Genomic DNA, 16,577 nt, shown 5'->3' with positions numbered 1-16,577 from the left:
AGCCCTTGAATTTCAAGGGCTTTTTATTTGTCCGGCCAGCGCGGCCCAGGAACAAGCTCCTGGAGCACTCCTCTAGCCTATCGGCCGGGTCAGGGCCGGTTGCTGGGGGGCGCCGAGCCGCTCGGCCAGATAGTCCACCAGCAGCCGCACCTTGGGCGAGAGGTGGCGGTTGTGGGGATAGAGGGCCCAGATCCCCTCCGCCGACGCCCGCAGCTCGGGCAGCAGCTCGATAAGCTCGCCGCTGGCCAGATGGTCGCTGACGTAGTAGTCCGGCAGCTGGATGATGCCGATCCCCTTGAGCGCTGCATCGAGCAGGGCGTGGCCGCTGTTGCACTGCAGCAGGCCGTGCACCCGCACACTGTGGGAGCGGCCATCCAGGGTGAAATACCACTCGTCGCTGTTGCCCACCAGACAGGTGTGACGGGCAAGCTCCGAGAGACTGTTGGGCATGCCGTGGCGGGCGGTGTAGGCGGGCGAGGCACAGACATAGGGCACCCGCTGCGCCAGCTTGCGCGCCACCAGGCTGGAGTCCTTGAGGTGCCCGAGCCGCAGTGCCAGATCGTAACCCTCGTGCACCAGGTCCAGCAGCTGGTTGGTGAGGTTGAGGGTCACCTCCAGCTGGGGGTAGCGCACCATGAAGTCGTTCACCAGGGGGGCGACCCGGCTCTCGCCGTAGGAGACGGGGGCCGTGATGCGCAGGGAACCCTGTGGCACCGCCTGATGGCGCCCCACCGCCAGCTCCGCCTCGTAGAGGTTGTCGAGCAGCTGGCGACAGTGACGGTAGTAGATCTCGCCGAGCTCGGTGAGTCGTACCTGGCGGGTGGTGCGCAGCAGCAGCTTGGCCTGCAGCCGATCCTCCAGCTGTGCCACCTGGCGGCTGACCTGAGCCACCGACACCCCCAGCTTGCGGGCCGCCGGGGTAAAGCCCCCCTGCTCCGCCACGCTGACAAATTCACAGATCCCTTCCCAGCCGAACATTATTACCTATGTGTAAAAGTGATTTGAGATTTCGCCTTATTATCACCAAATCGGCGGGAAACTACACTGGATGTCCGAACCCAATTCCGTTCACCCTGCTCAACCATAAGGACATCATTCATGGCACAGGTTCAAAGCATCAAGTGTAAGGCCGCCATCGCCTGGGGCCCGGGCCGGCCCCTCTCCATCGAAGAAGTCGAGGTCATGCCGCCCCAGGCTGGCGAGGTACGGGTGCGCATCGTCGCCACCGGCGTCTGCCACACCGACGCCTTCACCCTCTCCGGTGAAGACCCGGAAGGGGTCTTCCCCTGCATTCTGGGTCACGAGGGGGGCGGCATCGTCGAGTCGGTCGGCGAGGGCGTCACCAGCGTCAAGGTGGGGGATCACGTGATCCCGCTCTACACCCCGGAGTGCGGCGAGTGCAAGTTCTGCAAATCCGGCAAGACCAATCTGTGCCAGAAAATCCGCGCCACCCAGGGCAAGGGGCTGATGCCGGACGGCACCACCCGCTTCTCCAAGGACGGCCAGCCCATCTACCACTACATGGGCACCTCCACCTTCAGCGAATACACTGTGCTGCCCGAGATCTCCATCGCCAAGGTGGACCCGGCCGCCCCGCTGGAAGAGGTCTGCCTGCTCGGCTGTGGCGTCACCACCGGCATCGGCGCCGTGATGAACACTGCCAAGGTCAAGGAAGGTGAGAGCGTCGCCATCTTCGGGCTGGGCGGCATCGGCCTCTCCGCCATCATAGGCGCACGCCTGGCCAAGGCCGGCCGCATCATCGCCATCGACATCAACGAGAGCAAGTTCGAGCTGGCCCGCAAGCTGGGGGCCACCGACTGCATCAACCCGAACAAGTTCGACAAGCCGATTCAGGAAGTGATCGTCGAGATGACCGACGGTGGCGTCGACTTCTCATTCGAGTGCATCGGTAACGTCAAGGTGATGCGCGCAGCGCTGGAGTGCTGCCACAAGGGCTGGGGCGAGTCTGTCATCATAGGGGTGGCCGGCGCGGGCCAGGAGATCAGCACCCGTCCGTTCCAGCTGGTCACCGGCCGGGTCTGGCGTGGCAGCGCCTTCGGTGGCGTGCGCGGCCGCAGCGAACTGCCGAGCTACGTGCAGCGCTACATGCAGGGTGAATTCAAGCTGGACGACTTCATCACCCACACCATGCCGCTTGAACAGATCAACGAAGCGTTCGATCTGATGCACGAAGGCAAGAGCATCCGCACCGTCATCCACTACTGAGCATGATCACCCCGCCCGCCACTGCGGGCGGGGTGCAGGAGTTCCTCGATGAATCTGGACATTATCAGCAGCAACAAGAGCTTCGATGGCTGGCACAAGCGCTACCGCCACAGCTCCACCGTGCTCGGCTGCGACATGCAGTTTGCCATCTACCTGCCACCCCAGGCCCTCACCGGCCAGAAGGTGCCCGTGCTCTACTGGCTCTCCGGCCTCACCTGCACCGATGAAAACTTCATGCAGAAGGCGGGCGCCCAGCGCATCGCCGCCGAGCTAGGCATCGCCCTGGTGGCGCCGGATACCAGTCCCCGAGGCGAAGGGGTAGCGGACGATCCCGGTTATGACCTTGGCATGGGTGCCGGTTTCTACGTCAACGCCAGTCAGACCCCCTGGCGCGATCACTACCAGATGTACGACTACGTTACCCGCGAGCTGCCCGAGCTCATCGAGACCCACTTCCCGGTCTCGACGAAACGCGCCATCAGCGGCCACTCCATGGGGGGCCACGGGGCGCTTATCGCCGCCCTGCGCGAGCCTGGCCGCTACCGCTCGGTATCGGCCTTCAGCCCCATCAGCCATCCGAGCCGCTGCCCCTGGGGCCAGAAGGCGCTCGGCGCCTACCTCGGCAACAACCCCCTGCTGTGGCAGGAATGGGATACCTGCCTGCTGCTGCGCAATGAGCCGGTCAAGCCACTGCCGACCCGGGTCGATGTCGGACTGGACGATCCCTTCCTGACCGAACAGCTGCATATCGATGCCCTGGCCGATGCCGCCGCCGGCAAGGGGTGGCCGCTGGAGCTGAACCGTCACGCCGGCTACGACCACAGCTACTACTTCGTGGCGAGCTTTATCGAGGCGCACCTGCGCTTCCACGCCCGCCATCTGGGTGAACCGACCCAGGAGTGACGACTCGCCATCAGACTCATACCCGGTGGTCGCCGTGATTCGGCGGCACTGATACACAAGGAACGAGAAACAAGGATGCCTCTCTTCACCACATTGCTGGCCATGCCGGATCAATTTGAGCAACTGCTGGCACAAGTTCCAGCCGACTATCTGGACTGGGAGCCGGCCAACTGGGCCGGCATCCCCTCCGAGCGCTTCAGCGCCCGGGGCCACCTCTGCCACCTGCTGGACATCGAAACCCTGGGCTATCAGGTACGCTTTCGCCGCACTTTGGAGGAGAGCCTGCCCGAGCTGGCCTCCCTCGATGGCTATCAACTGGCACAGGACAACCAGTACCGGCAGCAGGATCCCTCTGTACAGCTGGCACGCTTTCGCGCCGCCCGCAGCGAGACGGTCGACTGGCTTAAGGCCCTGCCCTCCCCGGCCTGGCAGCGGCGCGCCCGCTATGGCGGTTATGGCGAGGTAACCCTGGATGGCCTGGTTCGCCTGCTCGTCAGCCACGACCTTCAGCATCTCGCCGGCATGCAGTGGCTGTTGATGCGGCTGAATGCGGATCTGCGTCTCGCGATCCCGCTCGCCTGAGGCTGCAGACCCCGACAGCCCGACATGACAAAAGGCCCCTTCGGGGCCTTTTGTCATCTGTCATCACACCGGGCAACTGCCCTGCCGACTCACGGCGCCGGAACCCACGAGGCTGACGACCTGTGCAAGTTTTTGGTTGCCGCGCCGGTCTGTTGAGCCAATAGTGATACTTTGTGCCCACAGAGCTCGCCAGCGCGGTAATGGATTTACCACCGCCTTGTCAGTCTTCACTGCCAACAAGGAGTCAAAGCGTGACCCAAGCCAGCCCCCTGTTTTCCACCGATGTCGGTCTGCCCGCGCCAACCCGTACTCCGCTGCTGACCGGCAGCGATCCCGAGCACAAGCGCCGCGAGCTGCTCGCCTACTTCTGCCAGACCTTCGATCTCTACGACTCCCTGTTCGACTGCCTGGCCGACGAGCGCGCCTGGTTCAACAAGGCGATCCCTCTGCGCCACCCGCTCATCTTCTACTACGGTCACACCGCCGCCTTCTTCATCAACAAGCTGCTGGCGGCCCGTCTCATCGAGAGCAGGCTCGACGCCCGCATTGAGGCCATGGTCGCCATCGGGGTGGACGAGATGAGCTGGGACGATCTCGACGAGACCCACTACGACTGGCCCGCCATCAGCGAGCTGCGCACCTATCGCGCCCGCGTGCGGGCCCTGGTGGTCGACTTTATCGAGAAGATGCCGCTCGAACTGCCCATCGACTGGCAGAGCCCGGCCTGGGTCATCCTGATGGGGATAGAACACGAGCGCATCCACCTCGAGACCTCCAGCGTGCTGATCCGCCAGCTGCCGCTGGCCTGGGTGCGACCCCGGCCCCAGTGGCCGGTCTGCGCCGAGGCGCGCCATCGCCGTAACGAGGTGCCCGCCAACAGCCTGCTGCCGGTGGCTGGCGGTCAGGTGAAACTCGGCAAGCAAGATGCCACCTACGGCTGGGACAACGAATATGGCGAGCGCCACATCGAGCTGGCCCCCTTCCAGGCCAGCCGCATGCTGGTGAGCAACGCAGAATATTTCGACTTCGTGCAGGCGGGTGGCTACGAGACCCGCGCCTGGTGGGATGACGAAGGCTGGGGCTGGCGCCAGTATGCCGGGGCCCGGATGCCCACCTTCTGGGTCGGCAACCCGGCCAACCCCGGCCAACTGCAACTGCGGCTGATGACCGAACAGGTTGCCATGCCCTGGGACTGGCCGGTGGAGGTCAACCAGCTGGAGGCCGCCGCCTTCTGCCGCTGGAAAGCGGCTCAGACCGGGCTGCCCATCCAGCTACCGAGCGAGGCGGAGTGGATGCTGCTGCGCGAGCGGGTACCTGAGGATCAGCCGGACTGGGTGGAGGCCCCCGGCAATATCAATCTCGCCCGCTTCGCTTCCTCCTGTCCGGTGGATGCCTGCCCGCAGGGCAACTTTTTCGATCTGGTGGGCAACGTCTGGCAGTGGACCGGCACCGCCATCGACGGCTTCGAGGGGTTCAAGGTGCACCCCCTCTACGACGACTTCTCCACCCCCACCTTCGATGGCAAGCACACCCTCATCAAGGGCGGCAGCTGGATCAGCACCGGCAACGAGGCGCTCAAGTCCTCCCGCTACGCCTTTCGTCGCCACTTCTTCCAGCATGCGGGCTTCCGCTATCTGGTCTCCCGTTATCAGGAACCCGTCATCGTGAACCCTTACGAAACCGACACCCTCGTCGCGCAATACCTCGACTTCCAGTATGGGCCGACCCGCTTCGGGGTGGCCAACTACGCCAAGACTCTGGCCGATCTGGCCAGTGAGTTATGCAGCAACCACCAGCGGGCACTGGATATCGGCTGCGCCACCGGCCGCGCCAGCTTCGAGCTGGCCCGCCACTTCCAGCATGTAGACGGGGTGGACTACTCGGCCCGCTTCATCGACGTGGCACTGGCACTCGCCAGCCAGGACAGCTTCCGCTACGCCATGCCGCTGGAGGGGGATCTGGTGGAGTATTGCGAGGCGCGGCTCTCCAGCCACGATCTGGGCCGCGAGCAGGTAGAACGCATCCACTTCAGCCAGGGGGATGCCTGCAACCTCAAGCCCAAATATGACCACTACGATCTGGTGCTCGCCTCCAACCTTATCGACCGGCTGCGGGAACCCGCCCGCTTCCTGCGGGACATTGCTCCCAGGCTGCGCAGTGGCGGCCTGCTGGTGCTCACCAGCCCCTACACCTGGTTGACGGAATACACCCCCAAGGCCAACTGGCTCGGCGGCATCCGCGAAAACGGCGAGGCGCTCACCACCTATCAGGCGCTGCAGCGGCTGCTGGCGGCGGAGTTCGAGGAGCATATTCCGCCGCGAGAGGTGCCCTTCGTCATCCGCGAGACCGCTCGCAAGCACCAGCACACGGTGGCCCAGCTCACCGTGTGGCGCAAACGCTGACGCGGCAGCAAAAGAGAGGGAGGCCCACTGGCCTCCCTCTCTTTTGCACTGCCCGGACGGCTTATCCCGCCTGATGTGAGACCTGGGACTCGGCACCCTGCTCGTGGTAGCGGCGGGCCAGCACGGCACAGACCATCAGCTGGATCTGGTGGAAGATCATCAGCGGCAGCACCATGATCCCGACGCTGGCAGCCGGGAACATGACGTTGGCCATAGGCACCCCGTTGGCGAGACTCTTCTTGGAACCGCAGAAGACGATGGTGATCTCGTCCGCCTTGTTGAAGCCGAGGCGGCGGCTGATCCAGACGTTCCAGCCCAGCACCAGGGCCAGCAGCACACAGCTCAGCAGCACGATACTGGCCAGATCGTACCAACCTACTTGATGCCAAATCCCCTGCACCACCGCCTTACTGAAGGCCACATAGACCACCAGCAGGATGGAGCTCTGGTCCAGCTTGCCGATGAGCGGCCGGTGGCTGTCGACCCAGCGACCGATGATCGGGCGCGACAGGTGGCCCACCACGAACGGCAGCATCAGCTGCACCATGATGGCCTGGATCGAGTGCCAGGTGTCGATCCCCTCCCCCTGAACCTGGATCATCAGCCCCACCAGCACGGGGGAGAGGAAGATGCCAAGGATGCTGGAGGCCGAGGCGCTACACACCGCCGCCGCCACATTGCCGCCCGCCATGGAGGTGAAGGCGATGGCTGACTGCACGGTGGCAGGCAGGGCACAGAGGTAGAGGAAACCGAGGTAGATGGCCGGGTTCAGCCAGTGGGGCACCAGGGGCGTAAGCAGCAGCCCCAGCAGCGGAAACAGCAGGAAGGTGCTGAGCATCACCACCAGGTGCAGCCGCCAGTGGCCGAGGCCCGCCAGCAGATTCTGGCGCGACAGCTTGGCGCCATGCATGAAAAAGAGCAGCGCCACCGCCAGCTTGGTCAGCCAGCCAAACCAGACGGCCACCTGCCCCTCGCAGGGGAAGAAGGAGGCCAGCGCGACCACCAGGATCAGCACAGAGGTAAAGGGATCCAGACGCACGAACCGTCTCCGGCAAAGAGGCAAACCGTCACCATGAGGTGAGCGGGCGCCAGGGTGGCAAAAAACACAGCAGGAGGTGTTTGACACCTCCTGCTGCAACGAGTCCCCAGCTTACCCCGATCACCTGCCGGCGCAAAGCCGCACCGTGACCGGCTTTGTCAGGGGTTATCCCCTCGCACGGGCATGGCTCAAGGCTGGCGGGCCAGATTGACGCCGTCAGCGGACTTGCCGGCCGCCAGTTTGCTCGCTTGGCGCTTCTCGAAGCGGGAGATCCACCAGTAGGCCAGCGCCGAGAAGACAGCCGTCATAAAGACGTTGATGAAGAAAGCGCGCACCAGATCCACCCCGGTCGGGAAGGCGGAGGCACTCATGCTCACCACGAAGATGGCGATGAGCACCGACACCACGCCCATGCCGAACTTGCGCGATCCCATGCGGAACTCGCGGGGAGTGTCGTCATGTTTCCAGCGGAACACGAAGTAGGCCACCATGATGAAGATCGGCGGCAACATGGCAGTCCCTGCGGTGAGATTGATGGCGGTGTTCATCATCTGCTGCACAGATTCGGAACCGAAACCGTTGACCACCAGCATCGCGAATACGAAGACAAACTGCCACCAGGCGGCGCGCACCGGCACCCCGTGCTGGTTGAGCTCGGTGGTCTTCTCCCCATAGACCCCCTTGGGGATCTCGGAGAAGTGGATCTTCACCGGGGCCGAGGTCCACATCATCATGGAACCGAACATGGCGATGAACAGCACGACACCGACGAAGCGCCCCACCAGGGTCTCGGAGATCTGGAAGTACTGGGCCATGCCGGTGAAGATCTCCACCATGCCGCCGGCATAAGTGAGGCTCTCGCGCGCCACGAACACGTTCACCAAAAGGGAACCGAGGGCATACATGGCACCGATGACGATACCTGCGCTGATGATCACCTTGATGAAGGACTTCTGGCCGCCCTTCACGTCATTGAGGTAGGCCGCCGCCGTCTCGGCGCCACCGGCCGCCTGGAAGATCCAGCACATGATACCCAGCGTCGCCCAGTTGACGGTGGGAGTCATCGCCTCCAGGGTGATGGGCTGGGCCGGCACATGGTCACCGCCGAGCGCCATCAGGGCCCCCAGCACATAGATGGCGAACAGGGCAAAGACACCGTAGGCCACCAGCTCGGCAATCTTGCCGAGCCAGCTCGCCCCCTTGGTGGAGATGTGGGTCGCCGCCGCAAACAGTACGATAGAGATGACTGAGGTGACCATGGGCGAGAAGCTGTACTCATACCCCAACATGGCGTAGGAGGCGTAGGCGATGACGTTGGGCAACAGGGAGACGAACCAGAACAGGTTCACGAACCAGTAGAGAAACGAGCCCAGATAGGCCATCCGGGTGCCGAGTGGTTTCTTCAGCCAGTCATACATCCCCGACTCGGAGTTTTTGTTGGCCGAGACGAACTCGGCGATGATGAAGACGAACGGGATGAAGTAGACGATGGTCGCCAGCAGGAAGATGGGGGCGGAACTGAGCCCCAGTTCGATGTTGTTGTTGACGATGTTGCGCACGTTGAACACGGCGGCAAAGGTCATCGACAACAGGGCAAACTTGCCTATGGTGCCGCGTACGGATTCAGACATGGTGTCCTCCAATGGAATCGCGCCTCCTCTCTGAGGCGCTGATGACTCTGAATGTGTTCGGCAAGGGTCTGTCGGCCCCGCCCTTTACTCTCTTGTTATGGTCAAACTGGCCGTCTGTGGCGGCCTTGCGGCAAGCCGGCGCGCAGTGGTCGCGCCGGCGCCGTCAATCACTCATACAATCGGGGTACCCGGCGCCATCGGCACCCGGGGCTGCAGCAGCACGCTCTGGCTCTCGTCCGGCGTCTCGGCGCAGAGCAACATGCATTCGGAGCGCTCTCCGCGCATCCTGGTGGGCTTGAGGTTGGTCAGCACCACCACCTGGCTGCCCAGCAGCTCAGCTTCGCTGTAGTAGGGCACCAGGCTGGTGACGGTCTGCAGGGGGCGCTCGCCACCGACATCGATCTGGACGATATAGAGTTTGTCGGCACCCGGGTGGCGCACCACCTCCAGCACCTTGCCCACTTTCATCTCGACTCGCTTGAATTCGGCAAACTCGATCACCTCGCTCATTGTGTTCTTCCTTTTCTTGTTGGGTTTAACGGGGTACGGGTGGCCATCGGCCACCCGCTTTGCTTGTGTTGGCCCCTCGGGCCTGTCTGTTCAGGGACGCGGCTCATGACGCCTGGAGCGACACCTGCGCGGCCGGCTGGGCCTCTTTGGCGCGCGCTTCATCGCTCAGGGAGGCTTCGTATTTGTTGTATTTCCACCAGGCGAAGCCGAGGAAAATCACAATCCCGCCCACGTTGTAGAAGATGATGGTCATGATGTCGGCGCCGGTCGGGAAGGTGGAGGCCAGGAAACCCACCGAGAAGATGGCGATCAGCACCGAGACCACTGCGATGCCGGTGGTGCGCGAGCCCATCTTGAAGTCCCGCGGCAGGTGATCCAGCTTGAGGCGCAGATTCAGGTAGGCCAGCATGATGAACAGCGGCGGCAGCATGGAAGCGGCGGCGGTCATGTTGATCACGGTATTCATCAGATCTTGCGCGGTGTTGGAGCCCAGGGTCGGGATCACCATCAGCGGCAGCACGATCAGGTACTGGATCCAGGCGGCACGAGCCGGCACACCGTTCTCGTTCAGCTCGACCGTCTTCTTGCCGAAGATGCCGGCCGGGATCTCGGAGAAGAAGATCTTCACCGGCGTAGCGGTCCACATCAGCAGGGAGCCAAACATGGCGGTGAAGGAGACCAGACCCACGAAGCGGTTCACCAGGATTTCAGGCAGACCGAAGTAGGAGGCCAGCCCCTCGAACACCTGCACCGAGCCGCCGGTGTATTTCAGGGTATCGCTCGGGACAAACACGTTGATCAAGAGCGATGCGATGGAGTAGAGCACACCGATGAAGATGCCGGCGACGATGATCACCTTCACAAAGGATTTGGAGCCGCCTTTCACGTCATTCACGTAGACCGCCACCGACTCGGCGCCACCGGCCGCCATAAAGATCCAGGTGGTAATCCCCAGGAAGGCCCAGCTGAAATCGGGAACCATGGCTTCCACCGTGATGGGGTCGGCCGGCTGCACGCCGCCGATCAGGGCCGCGCCCGCCAGCAGAATGTAGGAGAGTGTCAGCAGCAGCATCAGGGACGAGGTCACCGAGGTGATGGGGCCCAGCATTTTGGCGCCGTTGGTAGAGACATAGGTGGCAAAGGCGAACAGGATCATGCTCAGGCCCGTGGTGGCCAGCGGGGTGAGGATGTACTCGTAACCCAGGAAGGCGTAAGAGGCGTAGGCGATGACCCGCGGCAGCAAGGAGGTGAAGAAGAAGAGGTTCACGAACCAGTAGGTGTAGGCGGAGATGAAGGCCCAGCGACCGCCAAGGGAACTCTTCACCCAGGCATAGACACCCGCTTCGGAGTTCTTATTCAGTGACACAAATTCCGCAATGATCAGGCAAAACGGAATGAAGTAAAAAATGGTGGCCAGAAAGAACATCGGGGCCGAGGCCAGACCGATCTCGATGTTGTTGTTGATGACGTTGTTGAAACTGAATACCGCCGCAAAGGTGAGCGACAGCAAACCGAACTTGCCTATCGTATTCCGTTTGGAATCAGACATGGTGCATCTCCAGACCTGTAGTAGTTGTCTGCGAAAGGGCGGGGCCTGAGCTGTAGGGTGAGCCCCGCACCTTCCGGCTTTTTATCAGTACAAAATCAGCAGCTTGTTATTTGTTTTTGAAGTAGCCGCCTTCGACGGTGACCTTGATGATCACCTTGCGCACCGGCGCGTCACCTGCGAAGCGATAGGCCTCATCGTTCTCGAAGATCACCACCTGGCCGTTGCCCACCTTCTGGCGCTCGCGCACCTCGCCGGCCAGCCACTCGCGGTCTGTGGTGTCGTCGTAAGCCTGTTCGACCCGCAGCTCATTCTTGGCAGCCCACTCCACCGTCTCTTCCCCTTCCAGGTAGTAGTGGACGTCGAAGTAACGACGTTGCCCCTCGAACAATGAGGTGGCCGGGCTGGCCCCCTCCTGCAAGCGGTAGGTGAGGGAGTCACCGATGGAGTGGCAGATCCCCGGCTTGAGGTTGCCAACGTTGTTGATGGCCTCCACGCAGCGGCCCCACTTCTTGCCCTCCCGGTAGATGTTTTTGAACAGGGTCAGGTTGTCCAGGGTGATCATGCGAGGTTCCTCCCGCCGTTGATGGTGAGATCGAGCCCGGCCAGCGCAGCCGGATTGAGATTGCCACGGGCGATGGGCAGCAGGGTCAGGCCGAAGCTGAACGGCTCGAAGCGTACCCGCCAGGAGTCCAGCACCTCGGAGCCCCAGGAGTTGGAACCCAGCCCCAGCACCTTGTGATCCAGATTGAGGGTGAGATAGCCACTCGGTTCCAGCTCGTTGATGTGCTGCGCCGCGTGGATATGCTCCCAGCTGTAGGGCCAGACGCTCAGGTTGATGGGGGCATCGGGTCGCACGTAGAGACCGGCACCGTGGCGGTTGGTCAGGGTCGCCCAGCGCACCTGCTGACGGTTGCCGTTGTCCTGCGGGAAGGGGTAGTGCTCCCACATCTCGCCGACTGTGCTCTGGAAGCTGTCGATCCAGTTGCTCTGGCGGCTGTCCTGATAGTTCTCGCCCGGCCCCATGCCGTAGTAGTGCACCCGATCGAGATCCTGGCGAATACCCATCTCGAAGCCGATCTTGGGGATGATGTCGTCATAACCGCCGTAGGGTTGGCCGGAGAGCGCCACATGTAGCTGGCCGTTCGGGCTCAGGGTATAGACGTAGCGGCAGCGCATGCCGAAGTCGAACACCGGCGGGGCGATCAGGCTCTCTACCGTCACCTCGACCGCCTCACCCAGCTGACGCCAGCTTAAGTCACGGAAGTGCTCCTGCATGATCTGCAGGTGATTCGGGTGCCATAGGCTCTCGTACTCCTGCTTGTGGTTGTCGATCATCGGCTTGAAGAAGGTGAGGCGCGGCGCGCGCTCTATGAGCTCATTACCATCCTGCTGCCAGCTCACCAGCTTGCCGTCGAGGCGTGAGAAGCGCAGGGCAAAGCCGCTGCCGCTTAAGACAAGCTCGAGGCGCTCATCGGCAATCTGCAGCGCAGTGGCGTTGGGATTGGCAAAGGGCTGCAACTGGCGAGTCGACTCTTTGAGCTGGAACTGGTACTGGCCCAGCTCGTGCTCCGCCGCGCTGTAACGGGTGGCGGTGGCCTTGATGACCCTCAGCTGGACGAAAGTTTCCCGCGTATCAAGCGTGGGCAGTTCGAGTTGCAGCTCTGTGGTGGCACCGGGGGCAATCCCTTCCAGCCGGACCTGCTGGCTGGCCAGCAGCTCGCCCTCTGCCTTCACTTCGACCAGCAGGCGGATATCGTCGAGAGTGGAGAACCAGTAGCGGTTTTCCACTTCCAGCTTGCCGCTCGCCAGATCCAAGGCGCGCACCTTGACCGGGCAGATCACCTGCTTGTATTCGCGCAGGCCCGGCCCCGGAGTCTGATCCGGATAGATGAGACCATCCATGCAGAAGTTGTAGTTGTTGGGGTAGTCGCCGTAGTCGCCACCGTACTTGTAAACCGGGCGGCCCTGCTCGTCCTGATCCAGAATGCCGTGATCGCACCACTCCCAGATGTAGTGACCCTGAATGTGGGGATGACGGTCGAACACCTGCTGATATTCGCTAAGACCACCCGGGCCATTGCCCATGGCGTGGGCGTATTCGCAGATAATGCGCGGCTTCTCCATCGGGAACTCGCCGAAGCAGTTCATCTGGGAGACGCGGGAATACATGGTACTGACCACATCCACCACCTCGGCGTCGCGATCCTCTTCGTAGTGCACCAGCCGGGTCGGGTCGATCCCCTTGCAGCGCCGGTACATGGCTTTGATGTTGCAGCCGTAGCCGGATTCGTTGCCGAGCGACCAGATGATGATGGAGGGGTGGTTCTTCTGGGCGTGCACGTGGCGCTCGATCCTGTCTACGAACACCGGCTCCCAGAAGGGGTCGTCGGTGATGCGGCTGAGATCGCCGACGTTGGCAAAGCCGTGGGTCTCGACGTCCGTCTCCGCCATCACGAACAGACCGTACTGGTCGCACAGCTCGTAGAAACGCGGGTCGTTCGGGTAGTGGGCGGTACGCACCGAGTTGAGGTTGTGCTGCTTCATCAGCACGATATCGCGTTCAACACGGTCCATGCCGACCGCGCGGCTCTTGAGGTGGTCGTTGTCGTGACGGTTCACCCCATGCAGCTTGAGGTAGTGACCGTTGACGTAGAAGAGGCCATCCTTGACCTTGATTTCACGCACCCCGACCCGCTGCGGGATCACCTCCAGCAGCTCGCCCTGACCGTTGTAGAGGGAGAGTTGCAGCTGGTAGAGGTAAGGATCTTCGGCGCTCCACAGATGGGGGTTGGCCAGATCCAGCGTGAAGCGGCAATCATACTTGCCATCGATGGCGAGATGGTCGAGTGTGCCGCTGGCTATCTCGCTGCCCTGATCCAGCAGTGACCAGACCAGGCGGTGATCACGGGCAGCTGCCCCCAGGTTCTCGAGCTGGATGTCGCAGCTCAGGGTGGCGCTCTGGTTGTCCTCTGCCAGCGCGGTGCGGATGAAGAAGTCCTGCACATGGACCGCCGGTTTGCCCACCAGATAGACGTCGCGGAAGATCCCCGCCATCCACCACATGTCCTGATCTTCGATATAGGTGGAGTCCGCCCACTGCATCACCCGCACCGACAGCAGGTTTTCGCCGGTGTTGGCGTAGGCACTGATATCAAACTCGGCAGTGAGGCGGCTCCCTTTGCTGAAGCCGACGTAGTGGCCGTTCACATAGACCTCGAAGTAGGTCTCCACCCCGTCAAACTTGATGATCACCTGCTCGCCATCCCAGGCCGGGCTCAGCGTGAAGCTGCGCTGATAGGCGCCGGTGGGGTTGTTGGTCGGCACGAAGGGCACATCGATGGGGAAGGGAAAACCTTCGTCGGTGTACTGCAGCTGACCATGCCCTTCCATCTGCCACATGTTGGGCACGGTGATTTGGTCCCACTCGTTCATGGGGCTGTGATAGAAGGCCTCCGGTACCTGCAGAGGATGGTCGAAGTAGTGGAACTGCCACTGGCCGCTCAAGGAGAGGAAGCGGCGGCTCAGCTCGCGCTGCATGGTAGCCGCCAGAGAGCGGTCGGCATAAGAGAAGAAGTAGGCGCGCGGGGCCAGCCTGTTTTCACCAACGAAGTGGACGTTTTCCCAGTTATTCACATGTCCTCCCGGAACAAGACAACATAGACTGGGTAAACTTTAGATAAACATTTACTAAATATCAGTTTGAAATCGGTAAAGTTTTAACCCGATCACACAGAAGAGTCTGTTTTGTGAGCGAGATCAGATGTGGCGGAGAAAGGATGAACTAGTCCATCCGAATGGCATGAATGTTGACATGAAAATCGAGGGCATGATCTATATCTCTATAAAACAAAAAGATATGAATCACCCTTGAATGAGGAAAGGTCTGAAAGAATGGATGCTGTCGCGCCATAAAGGTATGGCGCGACTAAAACAAAAATATTTTTACTAAAACTAACGTGTTGTACCACGCAGGGTCAACCGGCTCGGCACCAACACCCGCAATGGAATATCCCGCTCGTCACGCAGCCGCTCAACCAGCAGGTTGACCCCCTGGGACCCCATCAGCTCGGAGTGAATGCGCACCGTGGAGAGGGGGGGAAAGGTGAACTTGGCGGTCGGGATATCGTTGACGCTGATAAGCTCGATCTGCTGGGGAATGGCCAACCCCTTCTCGTGAATGGCCCGCAACACGCCGATGGCAATGGAGTCGGAGGCCACGAACAGCGCTTTGGGCCAATCCCCGGCCAGCATCTCCTTCGCCAGCCGATAGCCGGAGGCACTGGAGAAATCCCCACGATGGAGATCGCCCTCTTGCACGACCCCCAATCGCTGACCGTAATCGAGAAAGGCGAGCTCGCGCAGATCCGGGCTATCGTCCTGGCCCCCGATATAGCCGATGCGCTTGTGCCCCTGCGCGATGAAGTAGTCGACGACCTGCTGGCTGATCAGGGCCAGATCCACGTCGACCGAGTCAAACTCCCCCTGGGAGCGACAATCGATGAAGACCAACTGGCTTGAGCACTGCTGCAACTGAGCCAGGCGCTCGGGAGTGAGACTTCCCACTACAAGGATGCCATCCACAGCGGTCAGATCGCGTCCTTCAGCACAGTTGTAGAGATGAGTCAGCTCGATGTTGAGGCGCGCGCTCTGGGTTTCGATGCCGTAGCGTATGGCCAGATAATAGGGGTCGTTGACTTCTGTACTCTGGGGATAGGCATAGACCACCAGGAAGTGCAGCTTGCTCTTGTGGACGCCCTTGCGGGCGCTGCTGGTCTTGTACTCCAGCCGCTCGGCAATCTCGAAGATCCGCTGCTTGGTCTCTTCCTTGACGCTCAGGCTGGGATCCTCGTTCAATACCCGGGATACCGTGGCGAGAGAGACTCCCGCCTCCTGTGCAATTTCCTTCAACGTGGCCATCAATACCTCTCTGGCAGCATCAACTGTTAATCGACAACGGCTAAAGAGTAACGGTCAATGTCTTGATAGCCCAGCATTTTTACTAAAATGTCAGCGGTGGATTGTGATTTTGCGAGCCGGAAATGCAAAAAGGCCTCCCGATGGGGAGGCCTCTTCTGAATAGGTGCCTGACAGTGTCCTACTCTCGCATGGCGAATGCCACACTACCATCGGCGCTACCGCGTTTCACTTCTGAGTTCGGCATGGGATCAGGTGGTTCCACGGCGCTATTGCCGTCAGGCAAAAGCTTTTAAAACTAACTTGAAAATGGTGCTGATACCCAGAATCGAACTGGGGACCTCATCCTTACCAAGGATGCGCTCTACCGACTGAGCCATATCAGCACACTAACCGGTAAAGACCACGCTCACCGCGTAATCTAAAATTTGGTGCCTGGCAGTGTCCTACTCTCGCATGGCGAATGCCACACTACCATCGGCGCTACCGCGTTTCACTTCTGAGTTCGGCATGGGTTCAGGTGGTTCCACGGCGCTATGGCCGCCAGGCAAATTCTTAATCTAGAAAGCTGACGTGAATAACGATTTGCCTGTTGGCTTCGCTATCACTGAATTCGTAGTTCGTTCATTCGCTACAAGGCCCAGAACACTTCTTGGGTGTTGTATGGTTAAGCCTCACGGGTAATTAGTATGGGTTAGCTCAACACGTCGCCGCGCTTACACACCCCACCTATCAACGTTGTGGTCTCCAACGGCCCTTTAGGACCCTCAAGGGGTCAGGGATGACTCATCTCAGGGCTCGCTTCCCGCTTAGATGCTTTC

General features: G+C 61.3%; 12 protein-coding genes, 1 tRNA gene and 3 rRNA genes (1 of these 16 running past the window's edge). 4 read left to right on the top strand and 12 right to left on the bottom strand.

Features of this window, described 5'->3' with window-relative positions:
- Positions 1-72: 72 nt before the first annotated feature.
- Positions 73-978 (bottom strand): LysR substrate-binding domain-containing protein, encoded by a 906-nt coding sequence (locus MRK42_RS00880; protein ID WP_354688749.1) that lies wholly within the window; start codon positions 976-978, stop codon positions 73-75.
- A gap of 120 nt (positions 979-1,098) precedes the next feature.
- Here MRK42_RS00880 and MRK42_RS00875 point away from each other — a divergent pair, with 120 nt between their 5' ends.
- The 4 genes from MRK42_RS00875 (at position 1,099) to ovoA (ending at position 6,113) form a co-directional block, all read left to right on the top strand.
- Positions 1,099-2,226: an S-(hydroxymethyl)glutathione dehydrogenase/class III alcohol dehydrogenase gene (locus MRK42_RS00875; protein ID WP_354688748.1), complete on the top strand. Its 1,128-nt coding sequence runs from the start codon at positions 1,099-1,101 to the stop codon at positions 2,224-2,226.
- A 48-nt stretch (positions 2,227-2,274) separates the two neighbouring features.
- Entirely contained in the window at positions 2,275-3,129 is an 855-nt protein-coding gene (fghA, locus tag MRK42_RS00870; RefSeq protein ID WP_354688747.1) for an S-formylglutathione hydrolase, read from the top strand.
- A gap of 75 nt (positions 3,130-3,204) precedes the next feature.
- Positions 3,205-3,711, top strand: a complete 507-nt coding sequence (locus tag MRK42_RS00865) for a DinB family protein (protein ID WP_061476865.1) — start codon at positions 3,205-3,207, stop codon at positions 3,709-3,711.
- Between the two features lie 251 nt (positions 3,712-3,962).
- Complete coding sequence (ovoA, locus tag MRK42_RS00860) at positions 3,963-6,113, top strand: 5-histidylcysteine sulfoxide synthase (protein ID WP_354688746.1); 2,151 nt, start codon at positions 3,963-3,965, stop codon at positions 6,111-6,113.
- Positions 6,114-6,174: 61 nt separating this feature from the next.
- Here the strand turns inward: ovoA and MRK42_RS00855 are convergent, their stop codons facing one another.
- The 11 genes from MRK42_RS00855 to MRK42_RS00805 form a co-directional block, all read right to left on the bottom strand.
- The gene (locus MRK42_RS00855) at positions 6,175-7,152 is read right to left on the bottom strand and encodes a bile acid:sodium symporter family protein (protein ID WP_354688745.1); all 978 of its coding nucleotides are present in this window, start codon (positions 7,150-7,152) and stop codon (positions 6,175-6,177) included.
- 188 nt (positions 7,153-7,340) lie between these two features.
- Positions 7,341-8,783: an amino acid permease gene (locus tag MRK42_RS00850; RefSeq protein WP_354688744.1), complete on the bottom strand. Its 1,443-nt coding sequence runs from the start codon at positions 8,781-8,783 to the stop codon at positions 7,341-7,343.
- Positions 8,784-8,954: 171 nt separating this feature from the next.
- Complete coding sequence (locus tag MRK42_RS00845) at positions 8,955-9,293, bottom strand: tRNA-binding protein (protein WP_354688743.1); 339 nt, start codon at positions 9,291-9,293, stop codon at positions 8,955-8,957.
- Between the two features lie 103 nt (positions 9,294-9,396).
- Entirely contained in the window at positions 9,397-10,842 is a 1,446-nt protein-coding gene (locus MRK42_RS00840) for an amino acid permease (RefSeq protein ID WP_225633632.1), read from the bottom strand.
- Positions 10,843-10,948: 106 nt separating this feature from the next.
- Complete coding sequence (locus tag MRK42_RS00835; RefSeq protein ID WP_042027176.1) at positions 10,949-11,404, bottom strand: beta-galactosidase subunit beta; 456 nt, start codon at positions 11,402-11,404, stop codon at positions 10,949-10,951.
- Complete coding sequence (gene ebgA / locus MRK42_RS00830) at positions 11,401-14,475, bottom strand: beta-galactosidase subunit alpha (RefSeq protein ID WP_354688742.1); 3,075 nt, start codon at positions 14,473-14,475, stop codon at positions 11,401-11,403. Before ebgA ends, MRK42_RS00835 begins: the two co-directional genes overlap by 4 nt.
- 318 nt (positions 14,476-14,793) lie before the next feature.
- Positions 14,794-15,759, bottom strand: coding sequence for a transcriptional regulator EbgR (gene ebgR, locus MRK42_RS00825; protein ID WP_042027179.1), 966 nt, complete (start codon positions 15,757-15,759; stop codon positions 14,794-14,796).
- A 165-nt stretch (positions 15,760-15,924) separates the two neighbouring features.
- Positions 15,925-16,039: ribosomal RNA gene (gene rrf, locus MRK42_RS00820) — 5S ribosomal RNA — on the bottom strand.
- A gap of 27 nt (positions 16,040-16,066) precedes the next feature.
- Positions 16,067-16,142 (bottom strand) — tRNA-Thr (locus tag MRK42_RS00815).
- A 47-nt stretch (positions 16,143-16,189) separates the two neighbouring features.
- A 5S ribosomal RNA gene (gene rrf / locus MRK42_RS00810) occupies positions 16,190-16,304 on the bottom strand.
- A 115-nt stretch (positions 16,305-16,419) separates the two neighbouring features.
- Positions 16,420-16,577: ribosomal RNA gene (locus tag MRK42_RS00805) — 23S ribosomal RNA — on the bottom strand (it continues 2,731 nt past the right edge of the window).

This window comes from Aeromonas sp. 19NY04SH05-1, from assembly GCF_040581895.1.
In the GTDB taxonomy this organism is placed as follows: domain Bacteria; phylum Pseudomonadota; class Gammaproteobacteria; order Enterobacterales; family Aeromonadaceae; genus Aeromonas; species Aeromonas enteropelogenes.
Note: the sequence above shows the minus strand (reverse complement) of the source record. Positions and strands in the feature narration are given on the sequence as shown.

What these genes read in the sequence shown, in the direction of transcription:
- MRK42_RS00835 (WP_042027176.1), bottom strand. Translation starts at nt 11,404, where the DNA reads ATGATCACCCTGGACAACCTGACCCTGTTCAAAAACATCTACCGGGAG.
- MRK42_RS00875 (WP_354688748.1), top strand. Translation starts at nt 1,099, where the DNA reads ATGGCACAGGTTCAAAGCATCAAGTGTAAGGCCGCCATCGCCTGGGGC.
- MRK42_RS00850 (WP_354688744.1), bottom strand. Translation starts at nt 8,783, where the DNA reads ATGTCTGAATCCGTACGCGGCACCATAGGCAAGTTTGCCCTGTTGTCG.
- ebgR (WP_042027179.1), bottom strand. Translation starts at nt 15,759, where the DNA reads ATGGCCACGTTGAAGGAAATTGCACAGGAGGCGGGAGTCTCTCTCGCC.
- fghA (WP_354688747.1), top strand. Translation starts at nt 2,275, where the DNA reads ATGAATCTGGACATTATCAGCAGCAACAAGAGCTTCGATGGCTGGCAC.
- MRK42_RS00865 (WP_061476865.1), top strand. Translation starts at nt 3,205, where the DNA reads ATGCCTCTCTTCACCACATTGCTGGCCATGCCGGATCAATTTGAGCAA.
- MRK42_RS00845 (WP_354688743.1), bottom strand. Translation starts at nt 9,293, where the DNA reads ATGAGCGAGGTGATCGAGTTTGCCGAATTCAAGCGAGTCGAGATGAAA.
- MRK42_RS00840 (WP_225633632.1), bottom strand. Translation starts at nt 10,842, where the DNA reads ATGTCTGATTCCAAACGGAATACGATAGGCAAGTTCGGTTTGCTGTCG.
- MRK42_RS00880 (WP_354688749.1), bottom strand. Translation starts at nt 978, where the DNA reads ATGTTCGGCTGGGAAGGGATCTGTGAATTTGTCAGCGTGGCGGAGCAG.